Here is a 16,061-nt window from a genome sequence, read left to right on the forward strand (position 1 = left end):
CTGCACAAGCGGGCCGAAGGTGAACATAACTGGCCGCACTGGAGGTGACTCCCGCATCACTGCCAGGAATGGCGCAACGGCGGCTAACAGGCAATCTGGAGGTGGCCAGGGTGCTTTAGTACAGGGCGGCCTTGCAGTTCAGGGTCCCTGATCTACGATACGTCAGAATCTACCGTCGGAAGACCGGCTTGTAGCGCCGCAACAAGTGTCCTCTTCAGCATGAAACGTCACACCGTCGTCGTTGAAGGCAACTTGGCCTTTCGCATGCAGCGTGTCGCAGCCGCGCGAACAGGTGACCACGGTCTCGATGTCGCTACGGTTCCGCTGCTCGCGGCGCGCCTTGCGGGTGGTTTCAGCCGACCGGCCGATCACGCAACGCTTGTGCCGATCGTTGCTCAAGCACTTGCAGAGATTACTTTTGACGAGCTCGAAAAGGTGAAGGCGAGGCCTGGCATGGCGCGCGCTGTTCTCTCAAGCCTGGAGCGTGTGTGGGCCGCTGACCTTCGCCTCGACGATCCTCTCAATGCGAGGGCCAGGCTGAGCGACCTCGGTCGCATCGAAGCCTTTCTGCGCGAGCATCTCCCAATCGGCGCATTGTTGCCCGGGGATCTGCGCGATCGGGCGCTTGCGCGCATCGCTCACGCACCCGCCGTCGTCGGCCCTCTCCATCTCCACCGGCTCGTTTCCGTCGACCCGCTCTGGCGGCCGCTCATCGAGGCCCTCGCCTCTGTCGTCGAAATCACGTGGGACGCGGCAGGCACGCGCGACCGGAGCTGGTTTCCCGGTGCGATCCTGGGAAGCGCCCTGCATCCCCCCCAACATCTGATCTGTGAGGTTTGCGCCGACCCGCGCGCGGAGGTGGTTGAAGCGCTTCGTTGGGCGCGCGCGTTGTTGAGCGATGGTGTGACACAAGCCTGCGACATCGCGATCGCCAGTGCTGATTTGAGCATGTGGGATGATCACATGCTGGTCCTGGCGGCGGACGCTGGTCTCCCGATCCATTTCGCCGGCGGCGTCTCAGCCTTGAGCACGCGCGCCGGCCAGACCTGCGCGGCGCTCGCCGATGCGATGATCAACGGCCTGTCGCAGGATCGCATTCGCCGTCTGTCCCTGCTGTCTCCTTACCTGTCGGAGGCGCTTCCGGCTGACTGGATGAAAGGAATTTCCACCGAGGCGGGCCTTTTCGAGCCGGTACATTGGGCGCGAAGTCTGGAGACACTCTCCCGGACCGACGGTTCCCCGATCGCGACGGTCGTCATGCCGGTGCTTAATGACCTTGTGGACGGCCCCAAAGGAGCGGTCAAACTTGGAAAGTTGCTGCTGCGCGGCAGCAGCCTTGGGCTCTGGCAGGAGGCCCTTCGTTTGGCGCCGGCGGCGGCAATGGAGATGACCTTGACCTCGTTGCGCATCGCCGACGGTAGAGACCCTGCCAACAATGTGGTCTGGGCACGGGCGTCGGATCTGGTTGGCGCGCCACGCAAGCACATGCGTCTGCTTGGCCTTTCGAGCAGAAGCTGGCCGCGTGGCGACAACGCGGATCCGCTCCTGCCTGACCATGTGCTCAACGCACGCGAGTTGGTCGACCTGCCCCGCCTCGAGCGGGATCGGTTGGCCTTCGAGATTCTGACCGGCCATCCTGATTCCAAGGTGACGCTATCGCGCAGCAGGCGATCGGCCGAAGGCGCGTTCCTCGCCAAGAGTGGGTTGCTGCAGCATCAGGTTGCCGAGCGTCCCCTTTCCCGCACGAGGACGCCGGACCATGCCTTCAGCGAGGGTGATCGCCTGCTGGCTCGCGCCGAGGATGCGCTCGCCTTGCCGCGCATGCAGAGCGTCATTTCCTGCTGGACCAACTGGACGCGCAGGCTTGAGACAACGCCACATGACGGCGGGTTCCGAAAGGACCATCCGGCTGTTTTGCGAGCTCTGGGCTTGCCGCAATCCGCGACGTCGCTGCGGCGGCTGTTGCGTGATCCCTTGGGCTATGTGTGGCTAAGAGTATTGGGGATGACCGCGCCTGAGCTGGCGGTTCAGCCGCTGCAACTCGATGCGATGACCTTCGGTGAGCTCGTGCATGAATTGTTGCACCTCGCCGTCGAGCGCATGCCGAGCCTTGTCAGCGCAACGCCAGCAGAAATCGAGAGCGCGCTTGAGGCAGCCGCCAACAGCATCGCGGAACAATGGCCGCTGACCCGGGCCGTGCCGCCGCGGTTGCTCTGGCTGGATACGATCGAAGAGGCACGGCGACAGGCCCACCGCGGACTAACGGTCGATGACCGCTTCGGTCCTGGTACCCACAGCTTCAGCGAGGTGCCGTTCGGCACGCCAGAATCGCACGCAAAGCGTTCCGATCCCTGGCGCGAAGACCAAGAGGTCCTGATCGGCCGTTTCGGCATCCTCTTGAAGGGCCGCATTGACCGCGTCGACGTGAAGCCCGACCGCCGTGGCGTCCGGATGTCCGACTACAAGACCGGCAAGACACCGCGCGATCTGCGCGACGTCATCCTGGGCGGCGGAGCGGAGGTTCAGCGCACCCTCTATGCCACCACGATCAAACAGCTTATCCCCGAGGCAAGCACGATCATCTCCCGTCTCGTCTACCTCGACACTATGGAACCTCCGGCGCGTCTTGAAGGCGACGTGCTCGAGCAAGCGCAAGAGACGCTGCTGCGCTTCATCGATATCGCGGTCGAAGGGCTCAGAGCTGGGATCGCCTATCCCGGACCAGATGCGTTCACTGGCTACAACCAACTCAGGATCGCGCTACCTGCGGCGCTCGATCGCTACCAGGGGCGCAAGGACGAAGGTTTCCACACCGCGCAGCATAAGCTCGCGCCCCTCTGGAGGGAGCGGTGATGCTGAGCGATGCCCTCGAGCGCAGTCGTGTTCTCATGGAACTCGACAAGACGTTGCTGGTCGAAGCGGCCGCCGGTACGGGCAAGACATCGCTGATTGCTGGTCGTGTCGTAATGCTGATGTTGTACGGTGCGACGCCCCGCAGCATCGCCGCCATTACGTTCACTGAACTCGCCGCCAGCGAGCTGTCGCTGCGCATTCGCGAATACGCAACCCAACTGCTGGCAGGAGAAATCCCGAAGGTCCTGCGCGGCGCTGTAACCCTTGAGCTGCTCAATGAAAGGAAGGCTGTCCTCAGGTCGGCAATTGATGCCTTCGACGAGATAACCGCGTGCACGATTCACGCGTTCTGCCAGCAGATTATCATGGCCTATGCCGTCGAAACGGGACTCGACCCTGGATCGCGAATGATGGATGGGCCTGCGGCCGATGCGCTGTTCGAGAGCGTCATCTCCAAATGGCTGTTTGACCGCCTATCTCTGCAAGCGAGGGAAGGCGAGGATCCGGTCGCGACCCTTTCCAAGTTCGAACCCTTGAAGGTCGTCAAGGACAGCGTCGACCTTGCCAAGCTCAAGCTTGAACACCCAGGGGCCGGCACAGTTTCGGTCGACTTCTCGCTGCGCAAGGATATTGATTTTGTCGAGAGCGTCCGTGCCTTCCGACGCTGGCAAGCGGACTATCCCAAGGAACGACGCACCGGGACCCTGGTTGGTGAGTTCGAAACCCTCGCCGCGTTCTACCAGAACTGCTTCGAGACGCAGCCAACCTTTGCTCGCTTATGGGAACTTGCCGATCCGCCGCGTACTGCCTCGATGAAATGGAACGAGTTCGCGTTTAAGAAGCAGCGCAATCTCGGTTATTGGAAATCGGCCTATGGCAAGGAACAAGGCCCGGAACTCGACCAGCAGGCTGAGACGCATTCCCTTAACTGTGAGACGCAATTTGCAGAGCTCGTCGGCCAGATCGGCGACGCCATGGTCGATCAGATGTCACGTGCCCTCGACCCCGTCACCGACCTCTACATTGACCGCAAGGGTGACGCAGCCGTCCTCGATTTCGACGACCTTCTGCTGCGCGCCCACGCCCTGGTGACTACCAACGATATCGTGCGCGAGGCTGTCGGTCGACGCTTTGCGCATATTCTGGTTGATGAATTCCAGGACACCGATCCCATCCAGGCCAGCATCCTGTTTTCGATCGCGGCGCGCGCAATGCCCGATCGCTGGCAGGATGCCGACATTCGCGACGGGGCGCTGTTTGTGGTCGGCGATCCCAAACAATCCATCTATGCCTTTCGTGGTGCCGACATCGACAGCTACAATCAGGCGAAGCGGACGATTGCGCGCCTGGGGGACGACCGTATCGTCCACATCGGGGCCAACTTTCGCTGCCAGCCAGGCATCATTGACTATGTGAACGCCGTGTTCCAACCGGTTCTTGATGCCAGCGGTCAGCCAAGCTATGGCGCGCTCACCGCCACACGCGAGGGCGCTTTGCATGGACTGCCCTCCGCGTCCCATGTGACCATTGGCGACGGCCGAAAGGCGAGGATGCCCGAGCAGCGCGATGAGGAAGCGGCCATCGTTGCGCAGATATGTTCCAAACTCGTTGGCGCAATCGAAATCGAAGATGAACACGATGGCACGCGGCGCCTCCTTGAAGCGGGCGACATTGCCCTGCTCGCCCCAACCGGCACTGACCTCTGGCGCTACGAACGGGCACTCGAGACGCTCGGGCTTGCCGTAGCGTCGCAGGCCGGCAAGACGCTCCTGCTCCAGCAGGAGACCCAGGACGTTCTGGCGCTGCTGCGCATGCTGGCGGATTCGCGCGACCGGCTTGCCTTCGGCGCCTTCATGCGCGGACCCATAGTCGGTCTCAGCGACGAAGAGTTGCTCGACATCGTAGAAGAGGTTCACCGAGCCGGACCAGACGCTTCGCCGACTGGCCTCTTTGACATCACGACACCGCCGGCTCTGGTGTCCCATCGCATCGCCCGTCCCATCCTCGAGGCGCTGCAAAAGCTCCGCGCGCGGGTGAACATCACGACGCCGCGCATTTTGTTGGCCGAGGCCATAGAGCAGCTTCAGCTGCGTGTCGCTCTGTCAGCGCGAAGCGGGAATAACCGGGCCGCGCGCTCACTTGCCAATCTTGATCGCATCGTTGAACTGGCGCGGCCATTTGACGTCCGGGGGCTTCGGTCTTTTGTCCGTCATCTCCAGCTCGATTGGGACCGTCGCGCGTCGCGGCAGGAGGGCCGGATCGACGCGTCGAAGGACGCGGTCGAGATCGTGACCATTCACAGCGCCAAAGGCCTTGAGTGGCCGGTGGTGATCCCCATCAACATGGGCACGCGTGCAAGACCCTCCGAGAGTTTTGTCCATCGTCAATCCGACAACACGCTGCACTGGGTCATCGGCGGTGTCTGCTCCTCTGCACTTAGGCGTGCTCGCGAGGAGCAATCACAGCGTCAGGCGCTGGAACATCAGCGCATGTGGTATGTCGCCTCCACCCGCGCCCGCGACCTGTTGGTCGTTCCCAATCTTTCGTCGGCCGAACCAGGCGCGTGGTCGAAACTGCTCAATCTGAGATTCGACCTGCTTGAAGAATTGCGGTTCAACCAACTCGAGCCACGAACGACCGCCAATTTCGACGCAGCCGCGTTACCTCAGGACGCAGACACTTTCGCACGACAAGCCGCCATCGTTCAGGCAGCCTCACCAGTGCTGCGCTGGGTCAATCCCAGCGCCCACGATGCGGATCGCGCCGAGATCCTGGCACCGGCCATGGCACCCGAACCGAGCGGCGCGTTCGAATACGTAGAGCCCACTGGCGCTGGCAGGACACGCGGGCTGGTTCTTCATAAGCTCATGGAGGAACTTCTGACCGGCGAACTCTCACCCCAGGATGACGTTGCCGCACGCGCTGAACGTCTTCTCAACGAGCTTCTTGCCATCGACCCTGCAGAGGGACCCCTCCCGGCCCTCGGTGAACTCGCGGCGACCACGTTGCAGACCTACCGGATGCCGTATGTGCAACGTCTCTTGCCCATGCTTGTGCCAGAACTGTCTATCTGGGGCGAGATAGAGGCCGGCAGTCTTCTCGCCGGCCGTGTCGATGCAATCGCAATCAACGACGGCAAAGTCCTGGAGGTTCTCGACTGGAAGAGCGATCGCGACACAGGCCTGCACCGCGCCGCGTATGTCCAGCAGTTGCAGGGCTACCTTCAAGCAACCTCGGCGCCACGCGGGGCGATCGTTTATATGACCACCGGCGAAATTGTAGCTGTCCTACCCCCGCATTGAAACTCAAGGGCCGCGGACGGCAATTTTCGTTAACCGAAGGCGGAAAGTGAACCAACGGCATCACTTTTGTCGGCATTTCCGGCTAGGCAAAACGGTCAGGGCCAACCGTCGCCTCGTGAGCACGCTTAGGTGTCTGCTTTTGGGATGCGGTTGACGCCGGCTCAGCGACCGAGATGGGGCGCAAAGCTGCCATTCGTAACCGGCGTACACATAGGAAGTGCATAGGACATTTCAGGAAAAGGCCCATTCCGCATCGGACGGCGTGACCAACCCCTGCCGCAGTCGGCTGTGAAGTTCATTCCACGACGGGTCTGTCACGAAGCCTTTCATGCTTCCACAAGCCTCGGCGAAGGAAATGTCGCCCAAACGGCCGATGAGATCACTCATCGCGCCGTTCCTGCCCTTCAGGAATAGCTCGAGCGGATCATCATCACACTCAATTACCCGATGTCCCCAAGCACCCGGTACGTCGTCGCTTGCGAGAGCCTGCTGAAGATCTTCATCCACGCCTGTGGCCTCAAGCGCCCGGGAGACGACATAGCGCATCAGGGGGTAATAGATCGGCTGATAGCTGCCTCCAAGCGCGCGCACGCCGGGCAGGATCGACAAAACCAGAAACATCAGCAGGAGATTCGGGACAAGGCTGCGATTTGCCAGCCGCTCAAGGATATCGGGGGCTGTGAAGCACGCCACCTTCATACCGGTCGCGGGATCGATGAGCTCTCCGGCAACCAGACGCAGCGGAAGGCGTTTGCCATTTTCGTAGAGCCAGAAGAAGTCGGTACCGCGCGCGAGCCAGCCACTCCAGGGGCCGGACGCGAGCCCATCGATGCCGGCAAGGATATTGGAGGCGAACTTCGGGTCTTCCAGCAGTCTCATGCGTAGCCAGGAATTTTCGTCCGACAGATGGTCGGCCACCAAGTCGGCGATATCCTCGTCGTCGATCTGCAGGAAGGCAAAGCGGTGTCCGAACATTCTTGGCCAAAGGATGAGATTGGCTGCCTTGATGGCATGCGCCGGCCGGTCGAATTGCGTTTTCGGCAGAAGGCTACGAAGCAGCGTGAGCGCGTCTCCCCCAGTATTTGGCTCCCTCGGTAACAACTCGAACCTGTAAGGTCCCGGCCCGGCTAGCAGGCTGTATCCGATCATCCGGCTTCGGCTCAGGCCAAAGACGTTGACCGGCTTGCCGTCAACGGTGATCCAGCCTGGTCCCTTGCGTGGCTTTTCGACGAGATTCACCGTCGAAACGGCGTAGGAAACGTAGGTCGAACAGCCATGCGCCGAGAGACCAAGGAGGCTGAAGATATGCGTATAATAGGCTTCCGGCTCCAGGAGGAGAAACAAATGAGGGCCTGTCTGCAACACGCGGCGCCTTTGGAAATCCCTGCAGATTTCCAAGGCGGTATCGGCAGACAACCCGTTTCGTGTCGCTGCCTTCCTGATGATGTCGAGTAGTTTGGTGAAGGCTCGGAGCCGGATTTCTGGCATGGGAACCGAAGCCGGCGCCGTAAACAGGCGAAACGCATAATCACGGATCGGCCGGGAATGGTATGGGCTCATCCAGGGGTAGAGTGCCGTCAGCGACCCCAGGACTGCCTGTTTCGCATCTACGCCTGCTGTTAGCTCTTCCACCTCACGTTTCACCTTTTTCTCGTGTCTGAATTACACCCACGCTCAAACACAAAATACTGACGAGGAGCGCCACGCCAAAGCTCAAGAAAATCGTCGAAGGAAATGCTCGATCTCCGACAGCGGCGGCGATGCCGAAGATGAGTAACCCGAGCACCACGGCCACACTATGCATAATGCCTTTGGCCCGGCCCAAAAGATAAATGGATACATGCGACTGCAATGTGACTTCAACGCTGACGCGTCCAAGATTGTATAGAAATCCGAGCGCGACAAAAAGGATCACTGTCCAGGGCGTGGGCAGAGATGCCAGCGCCATGAGTACCAGCGCCGTTAAGCCCAAAAGCATGAGATGCCGCACGTGGGTACTCATCGCTCTTTCAATCCGGAACAGAGAGACCGCACCGATCAGTGAGCCCGCCGACCATGCAGCCTCAAGGTAGCCGAAATCCGCGGCAGTACCCTTCTGCTCCTGGAAGACGAAGCTAGATCCCATGACGCTGACAAGCACCGCGCTTGTGTAGAGAAGCGCGTAGACGCCGATGAGACGACGCAGGCTTGGATCTAATTGTGCTGCCGAGATTTTGGCGAAGCGGACATCACGCGAAACCGGTTGCAGCCGCATCAAGGCTAGGCAGCCCGATGAAAACAAAAAGAAGGCAGCAATAACGGTGAATGGCAGGACTGGGGAGCGATCATGCAGCAAAGGCCCTGCAAGCAAAGCTGCGCCGAGATTGCCGACCTGCATGACGAAGAAGACGGCGGAATTCGAGGCTACAAGATCGCGGCCGTCAGCTATCACGGGGATCATTGATTGAGAGCTTGTAAGCGCGACACGGTCGCAAAACGAAAAGAGGGCCGCTGACAGACAGATAATCACAAACACGTCCATGTCGAGAAGCGCGCAAGCGGTAGCCAGCATAACGACGAAGCGGCTGAGGTCTGCCGCAACGTTCAAGCATCGCCTGTCAAATCGATCCGCCGCTACACCGGCCAGAGGGCTCGCGATGAATTCGACAACGCTGACGATCGCAAGGAACGTCGCCACGCCGGCGGTTCCGTACCCTCGCTCGACGAGAATCCAGGCGGATGCGATGTAGTAGCCGTTTCGGGCAACGGCCGCCGATAGCGTGCTGGCCAGGAATCCGAGGCAGGGACTGGACCGGCCGGCCCGTCCTTTGCCATGATGAACTCGAACCAGGTTTGACATGAGCGGCGTATCCGGCTGACCGCCGATGGATACCGTCTTCCGCCAAGCCTGCTTTACTGTGATGTTGGGGTTTTCCGATACTTGCTGAGAACCGACAAGCGGGGGGCTAGATTCTGCAGTTACGACGAAACTCCGTCGGGACCGCGCCGAATGCCCGCTTAAAGGCGGTCGTGAAATGGCTCGAGCTGCCGAAACCACATTCCATCGCGATTTCCGTCGCCGACAGACTGGTCGATCGCAGCATGTCCGCGGCCTGCTCCAGCCGTCGCTGCGCAATGAATGCGTGCGGCGTCATGCCTGTCGACTGCTTGAAGGCCCTCCAGAAATGGAACCGGCTAACCCCAATTTCTTTCGCCAGATCGGCGAGCGTAGGTCTGCCGTCCGACAACGTCTCGATCATGTCCACCGCCCGCTTGAGATCGAACGATGACAAACCGCCTTTTGCCGGCTCCTGATGGAAGCCGTTCAACCTCAACATTTGGCCGAGCAATTGCGTGGCGTGGCACTCCACCATCGTTGCGCTGATGGGGTCAGGCTGCTTGAGCTCCAAGGCAATCCTCTGCAACGCCAACTCTACAGTGCCGTCCCGAAACCCGATCGACGGCGGCAGCACTGCCGGGCGATGGCGAGCCGTTCCCGCAAACACATCGTCGGCGAACTCTTTTGCAATCGAGACTAGGAGGTAGGAAGCGGTCGCGTCCCCCTCGTCCCACCCATTCCAATCACTGCCGGCGGGCATGAAGATTATCGAACCGGCCCGGCGCGGCAAAAAGGCAATCCGGCGCCCATCCACGATGTCTTCTCCGCGGCACGCCGTGCCCTTCAGGTTCATCAGGAACAAATGGTTTGGCTGCAGGATTCTTGTTTCCTGGCGCTCAAGCCCGGTTCTTTTGACCACGTCCGCCCGCACGCTCCCCCAATTCTCATATTTGTGTGTAAGCGACTGGTGCCGGGAACGGCGATTCTGGGTCGGGTCGAGCGCAAGAGTATTCACGTATCCGCAGCCTCCTTACTGGCGAGCGGCCAGTCGGCGCATGATGTGGCGAACCATGGGTTGCTGAACAACACGCAAATAACTCTGGATTGGTAGAAGATGTGACTTTAGCGAAAAAATGGCAAACGAGTGAAAGCCGCCTGTATCCGGCAGGCCTACCAGTTGGCTCAGCCAATACTTGAGCCCGGTGAAATATTAGACCCCACTTATCTTGGTGGAATTTCCCCCATCGACGTATCGGCATCTCACCAATGGAACGGTGCTGGAGGCATACTGCGATGCGTGGACTCGACGACTTTCTGGCTGAGTGCGACCACGGCCCACGGATCAACGGACTGGCAGGCTTTTTCGCGGCGACCGCCGCTGGCAAGAGCGGGATGCCAATCCGCAAGCCCGTCGCCGACGCCCGGCTTCTGCCGAGCGATGAACTGCTGCGCGGCCTGGTCAGCCTGCATGCGGCACGACAAGGCTTTTTTGACCAGCATTATCACGGCAGCATTCCCTACAGATTGGAGGAGGAGTGCCGGACGGCCTACGCAATGCTGAAATACGCACGGGATCGTGGTGGTCCGCATTCGCTATACAGCCTTGGAACAGCGGAAGGCACGATGGCGAGGACACTGTCCGAACTGTCGGAGGGACAGATACGCACACTGTCGTGCAGCCCGAACGCGGAGAATTACAATTGCTTCATGGCTTATGGCGAACCGCCGCACGCTGACTTCTTCGTCGGCCCCTTTCATCATTTGACAAAGGACGTCCTGCGTTCAGATCCGCGACTGGCAAATTTTGCCCACGGGTTCGACATCATTCTCGAAGATACGACCTTTCAGATGTACTCGCCCAACAGAGCAAGCCAGATCGAATTCGTGACCCAGCACCTCAAGCAGGACGGAATCTTCGTCTTCGTCGAAAAGTTCCGGGCAACCGAGGAGCCGGACTACAGGCGTCGCGAATACCAGAAGGATTTTGGGTTCAAGGCGCGCTATTTTCCCCCAGATGAAATCGAGAAGAAGCAAACCCTCGTTCTGGATACGATGTTCGGCAATGAGGTGACTTTGGCACAGATGGCCGACGCCATACGCCAGCATTTCAGCTACTGCTCACTGACGTGGAACAGCGGAAATTTCTGTAGCCTGGCGGCGAGCAATAGCGAGGAAAACCTAAACCGGTACCTCTCCCAGATGGCCACTCCGGCCATTCCGCACGAGTACGTCTACGAAACGAGCTTGTGTCCGCCCCTGCCCGTTAGCGTCCCTGCCGCGCAGGAATAGGCTCCTGCGCCTTGGGACAGGTCGACAACACGCTCCGCCGTTTGGACCATGTCTTCGCAGCTGTCGACCATGGCAGCCTCAGGCAGGCTGCAAGAGTTCTCAGAGTGAGGGAATCCTGTGTCAGCCGCAACATCGTAGCTCTCGAGCAGTTGCTCGACATGCAGTTGTTTGACCGCGACGTCCATGGCGTTCGGCTGACCGAGGCAGGCCGGGCCTGGGTCGATCTTGTCCGGGCCCATTATGAAGGCTTGCAGGATGCACTGGCTGGAGGTAGTCGCGGTCACCAGGATGTCAAAACGCTCAGGATAGGATTATGCGCCCAGATGGGGCGCACGTTCGTGACACGTCTCATCGATCGTTTTGGCCGTTTACATCCAGACGTGTGCGTCGAGATCGAAGACGTTCCACTCGAACAGTGCCTGGCGGCTATACGCCGCCGGCGCCTCGACATCGTCTTCACGCACGGGCTTGAGAACGCCGCCCTGTGCCGTAGCGAGATATTTGCGCACGAGCGTTTGTTCGTTCTCCTGCCCTGCTACCATCCGCTTGCAGAAAAGCCTGCGGTCAGATGGGCAGATCTTGCAGATACGTGTCTGCTGGTTTCAGGCGAATCCTCCCGGGATCCGCAATTGCTGGAGCATATCGCTGCGAATGGTGGCCCCGCTATCCAGATATGTCGCGCCAGCGAAGCAACGGTCATCCTCAAGGTGCAACTCGGTCAAGGCGTCACTCTGGCGGGCGAGGGTTTTGCCAGGACAGTCGCCATCGACGCCACAGTGTGGAAACCGATCCGTGGGCAGAGCAGCATCAGTTGGATCAAGGCAGTGTGGCTTGAATCGAACCCAAAGCGCGCGCTCTTGCGGCTGGTTGGGACCGCAAGAAACATGGCGACAGCAGCACGACCCGGGACCTGTCAATGGAGGAGCTCGCCGCGGCGCGATTTCTGAAGTCACGCCATGAATGGGAGGCGCGACTGACCGGTTCGACTTCGGTCCCCAGGCCCTTAGCCAGCACTTTCCGAACGCTTTGCCCTGGCAAAGCCCCGATCCGTCGCAATGAACCGCTCCAACATCGCAACGATGAGGCGCGGCGCATCGGCGGGCCGGTGCCCCGCTTCGCGGCCGAGGATCTCGGCATAAGCGGTCAGGTCACGGTGCAATGCCGCGGGAAGCTCCACCATGACCTTGACAGGTTTGTCGTCAGCGATTGGCCCCAGTTTCAGCTTGGCCATTTCAGCCTCCATAAGGTTCAAGCACGAGATCGCGCGTGACGATGACGCGCACCGGGTATCCCGGTCGGATGGTGAGTGTCGGCGCTATATTGAGCTGCCGCTGCACGATCTGCTGGCCTGTCTGGCTGATGCTGTCGGAAGCACCCTGACGAAGAGCGCGCATGATGTCGCTCTCCTGGCCCGATGAGCCTGCCTGCGCGCCGATGCTCAGAACCGTGGAGAGCGCTGCAGCCTTGAAGAGCTCGCCCCAGTGATAGTCAACGCCGTCCTCGAGCCCAGCATAGCCTTCCGCGTCCGCGCCAGGCTGACGTTCCAGAATGATGGAGCGGCCGTTCGGAAAAATCAGTCTGGTCCAGACCAGCAACACGCGACGCTGGCCGAAGCCGACACCATTGTCATACTGGCCGATGAGGCGCGTCCCCTGCGGAATGAGACGGACTTGTCCGGTGGGGCTGTCATAGACATTCTCCGTCACCTGCGCGGTAATCTGACCCGGCAGGTCGGAGCGAATGCCGGTGATGAGGGCGGCCGCGATGACAGCGCCCGCCTGCAGGACGTTTTTCGACGCCGGCGCCGCGACGCGATCAGGCGAGACGGTTCGCTTGTCCGCCGGCTGATCAAGGAACGCGCGCTGCCGGTCCTGCGCCGAGGGCGTGGCCGGCTGCGGCGCGAACCCAAGGCTGGAGAGATCAGGCCGTGGCACGGTTTCTGTCGTGACTTGAGCGACGGTCGTGTCACTTGCAGGCCGCGTTTGCGTGGACGCGAACAAGCGCGCCGTCCTCGCCGCTTCCAGTTCCTGCTCCCGGCGCTGCTCCTCCTGGTCCAGTCCAACGGGACCTGTTGATAGCGCGGGGCCGCCATTCTGCGCGGCGAGGATCGGGCGGCCGAGATCGCCGGGAAGCGGTGGGCCAAGCTTTGGGACGCCTGCATAGTCCTTTGGCAGGCCGGCGAGCCCATCGGGCGTCGAGCGATTGTCGGTTGAGTACAGCTCCTGACCCTGGCCTTGTTGACGGTTCTGCAGCGCGTAGATCAGCGCACCGCCGACAGCGAGGCTTGCGGTGAGCCCCAACGCGGCCAGCGCCTTGCGGGACAGACGCGTCACCCGCGGTTGCTCGGCGCGCAGCCGCATGGCTGCGGCCGGCTCGCCTGTCAGGGGCCGGGCGTCATCCTCGACCGACGCCTCCGGCCGGGCGTCATCCGCCGGCCCCCGGCCCTCTTCCTTCCCTGGATCCAATCTGTCGCTCATGATGACGACCCTCCCCTGTTTGTTCGGAGGGACGTCGCTTGCGGGGTCTCACCAGGGCCACGCATCCATGAAAATCGACTGCTCTTCACCCCATCGGTGCGGGAGATGCGGATGCGCTGCTGGTTCTTGCCGGCGCCGAAGCGCAACTCGGCGGCGGCAAACAGCCGGTCGACGATCATGTAGTTGCCGCGCACGCGATAGTTGACCAGCTCGGACGTGTCACCGTCCGGCCCGACGACGAAGAGTGGCGGCATCTCGCCCTGGCCGATGCCCCGCGGGAATTCGATGAACACCTGCTTACCATCGTCGAAGGCGCGCAACGGCCGCCAGGGTGCGCGATCGCCAGTCACGTCGTAGCGGAAATTGACGCGAGAAAGATCGATGCCCGTCGAGACCGGCTGCACAGCTTCAGCCTCTTGGTTCTGACGCCGCAAAGCGATGAGTTGGTCCTGCGGATATTGCCAGGAAACCGATGCCATATAGGTCGACGGCGTCGAGCGCAGTTCCATGTGATAGGTCCGCCGATCGGTGTTGATGACGAGATTGGTGAGAAGGTCGGCGCGCGTCGGCTTGACGAGGATGTGGACCTGCTTGGCGCCGCCCGTACCGCTCTCGGTATCGCCGATGATCCAGCGCACGGTGTCGCCGGCGGCGACGGGACCGGAGCCGACGAGCTGCTCGCCGGGCTGCAGCGCGATGTCGGTGATCTGCCCCGGCGAGGCATAAACCTGATAGAGCGCGCCATCGACGAACGGATAGACCTGCATCGAGTTGATGAAGCCGTTGCGGACAGGCTGGACGCGCGCGGCCGCATTGGCCAGGTTCACGCGCGCGGCCGGATCGGTCGGTTCCGGGTCGGGCTTTGCGGCCTTGCCGACCGGCTTCAACTGGCCTGGAAGCGGCAGCGGCTTGGACAGCTCCACCACCTTGACGGGCGGGGGCGGATCGACCGCCTGCACGGCCGGGACCGGATCGTCATAGGAAATCTCCGGCGGCTTCTGCCTGGTGGCACAGCCCGCAAGCGCCGAGGTCAAAAGCAGAAGTGCTGGAAAGGCCATTTTGCGTAAGGCCGGCATTGCGCGAACGAGGAAAGCCGGACACCCCCGGGGGGCGGTGTTGCAGAGTGCGGGCATCATTGTCCAAGCTCCTTCGACCAGTTGATGGCGTTGATGTAGATGCCGAGCGGATTCTTCCTCAGCGTGTCGGCGTCGCGCGGGGGCTGCATGACAATGGTGAGAATGGCCGACCAGCGCTCCGTGGAAGCGAGTGATCCATCCTGATAGCGGCGTTCGATCCAGGCGATGCGGAAGCTCGCCGGCGATGCGCGGATGACCGACGACACGTCGACGGCGACCTGCTGTTTGCCGACCTTGGTGAACGGGTCATTGGCGCGCGCATAGTCGTTGAGGGCCAGCGCCCCGCTCTTCGTCGCGAAGTCATAGGCGCGCAGCCAGTTCTGCCGCACGATGACCGGATCGGCGGGGATCGACCTCACCTGTTCGATGAAGTGTGCCAGGTAGAAGGCAATCTGCGGATCGCTCGGCTGATAGTCGCCGATCGCGGGTCCCACGGCCTGCGCCTGGCCGAGACGATCGACCTGCACCACCCAAGGCACGATCGAGCCTTTCGCGGATTGCCAGATGAGCGCTGCGGAGAAGCCCGCGGCGAGCGCCAGGCAACCGAAAGCCATATACCGCCAGTTGCGCGCCTGCACGCGAGCGGAACCGATGCGCTCGTCCCAGACCTGCGCAGCACGCTGGTAGGGCGTCTCGGGTTGTGGGGATCTGCCGTAGTGCGTGGACGGTCGTTTGAACATGCTTAGTCTCTTTCAGAGAGGTTGATCGAGGAGCCGCCGCCATGGCTGTCGCCACTGCGGACAGCGTGGGCGGCGGCCTGGACGCCATGGGACATCTGTTGCGAGCGCTTCATGCGCTTCGCCCAGGCAGGCTGACTTTCAGTGGCGGAGGACGCAACGGGAGCGGAGCTGGCTTCGGGCGCGTTCGCGCCGATTGTGCCAGCCGTGGAGGATCCGCCTGTCGTCTGGAAGGCAGCGCGAGCGCCGGACTGGAAGCTCTGCTTCATGCTGCCTGCCGCATTATTTGCCGCTCGCTTCAGCGGTGAGATGGCGCCCTGCGCGCCGGCGCTGATGACACCGCCGAGCCCGGATGCGACGCCGGAAAAGCCTGACTGTCCCGCCGCGCCGAGGCCGTAGGCTGTGGATGCCCTGCCCGCGGTGGCGGCACCGCCACGGGCCGCCGTTGCAGCACCGCTGCTGACAGCCACGCCTCCGGACACGATGGCGCCGCCGGCCGCTGTGCCCAC

At 61.6% G+C, this 16,061-nt stretch carries 11 protein-coding genes and 1 pseudogene; 4 read left to right on the forward strand and 8 right to left on the reverse strand.

Features of this window, described 5'->3' with window-relative positions:
* Positions 1-219: 219 nt before the first annotated feature.
* A complete protein-coding gene (locus X756_RS139025) occupies positions 220-2,853 on the forward strand; it encodes a PD-(D/E)XK nuclease family protein (protein ID WP_023731490.1) in 2,634 nt (877 codons plus the stop codon).
* Entirely contained in the window at positions 2,853-6,155 is a 3,303-nt protein-coding gene (locus X756_RS139020) for a UvrD-helicase domain-containing protein (protein ID WP_023731491.1), read from the forward strand. Before X756_RS139025 ends, X756_RS139020 begins: the two co-directional genes overlap by 1 nt.
* Before the next feature lie 231 nt (positions 6,156-6,386).
* Here the strand turns inward: X756_RS139020 and X756_RS139015 are convergent, their stop codons facing one another.
* From X756_RS139015 to X756_RS139005, 3 genes are all read right to left on the reverse strand, one after another.
* The gene (locus X756_RS139015) at positions 6,387-7,799 is read right to left on the reverse strand and encodes a hypothetical protein (protein ID WP_155923635.1); all 1,413 of its coding nucleotides are present in this window, start codon (positions 7,797-7,799) and stop codon (positions 6,387-6,389) included.
* Positions 7,789-8,994, reverse strand: coding sequence for an MFS transporter (locus tag X756_RS139010; RefSeq protein WP_023673783.1), 1,206 nt, complete (start codon positions 8,992-8,994; stop codon positions 7,789-7,791). The genes X756_RS139015 and X756_RS139010 overlap by 11 nt, the downstream gene beginning before the upstream one ends.
* 106 nt (positions 8,995-9,100) lie before the next feature.
* The gene (locus X756_RS139005; protein WP_023829990.1) at positions 9,101-9,988 is read right to left on the reverse strand and encodes an AraC family transcriptional regulator; all 888 of its coding nucleotides are present in this window, start codon (positions 9,986-9,988) and stop codon (positions 9,101-9,103) included.
* Between the two features lie 278 nt (positions 9,989-10,266).
* Between X756_RS139005 and X756_RS139000 the strand changes: the two genes are divergently transcribed.
* Complete coding sequence (locus X756_RS139000) at positions 10,267-11,262, forward strand: class I SAM-dependent methyltransferase (protein WP_023694972.1); 996 nt, start codon at positions 10,267-10,269, stop codon at positions 11,260-11,262.
* Between the two features lie 11 nt (positions 11,263-11,273).
* Positions 11,274-12,209, forward strand: coding sequence for a LysR family transcriptional regulator (locus X756_RS138995; protein ID WP_023716199.1), 936 nt, complete (start codon positions 11,274-11,276; stop codon positions 12,207-12,209).
* Between the two features lie 56 nt (positions 12,210-12,265).
* Here X756_RS138995 and X756_RS138990 read toward each other — a convergent pair whose 3' ends face one another.
* The 5 genes and pseudogenes from X756_RS138990 to X756_RS1000000169525 form a co-directional block, all read right to left on the reverse strand.
* Positions 12,266-12,493, reverse strand: coding sequence for a DUF2274 domain-containing protein (locus X756_RS138990; RefSeq protein WP_023716200.1), 228 nt, complete (start codon positions 12,491-12,493; stop codon positions 12,266-12,268).
* Between the two features lies 1 nt (position 12,494).
* The gene (locus X756_RS138985; protein ID WP_023694970.1) at positions 12,495-13,739 is read right to left on the reverse strand and encodes a TrbI/VirB10 family protein; all 1,245 of its coding nucleotides are present in this window, start codon (positions 13,737-13,739) and stop codon (positions 12,495-12,497) included.
* On the reverse strand, positions 13,736-14,875 hold the full coding sequence (gene trbG / locus X756_RS138980) for a P-type conjugative transfer protein TrbG (protein WP_023829991.1): 1,140 nt from the start codon (positions 14,873-14,875) through the stop codon (positions 13,736-13,738). Before trbG ends, X756_RS138985 begins: the two co-directional genes overlap by 4 nt.
* Positions 14,872-15,555: a conjugal transfer protein TrbF gene (gene trbF / locus X756_RS138975; protein WP_023731494.1), complete on the reverse strand. Its 684-nt coding sequence runs from the start codon at positions 15,553-15,555 to the stop codon at positions 14,872-14,874. The genes trbG and trbF overlap by 4 nt, the downstream gene beginning before the upstream one ends.
* A 2-nt stretch (positions 15,556-15,557) precedes the next feature.
* Positions 15,558-16,061 (reverse strand): annotated as a pseudogene (locus X756_RS1000000169525) (P-type conjugative transfer protein TrbL); the annotation flags it as partial.

The sequence above is a fragment of the Mesorhizobium sp. LNJC405B00 genome, from assembly GCF_000502615.1.
Classification (GTDB): domain Bacteria; phylum Pseudomonadota; class Alphaproteobacteria; order Rhizobiales; family Rhizobiaceae; genus Mesorhizobium.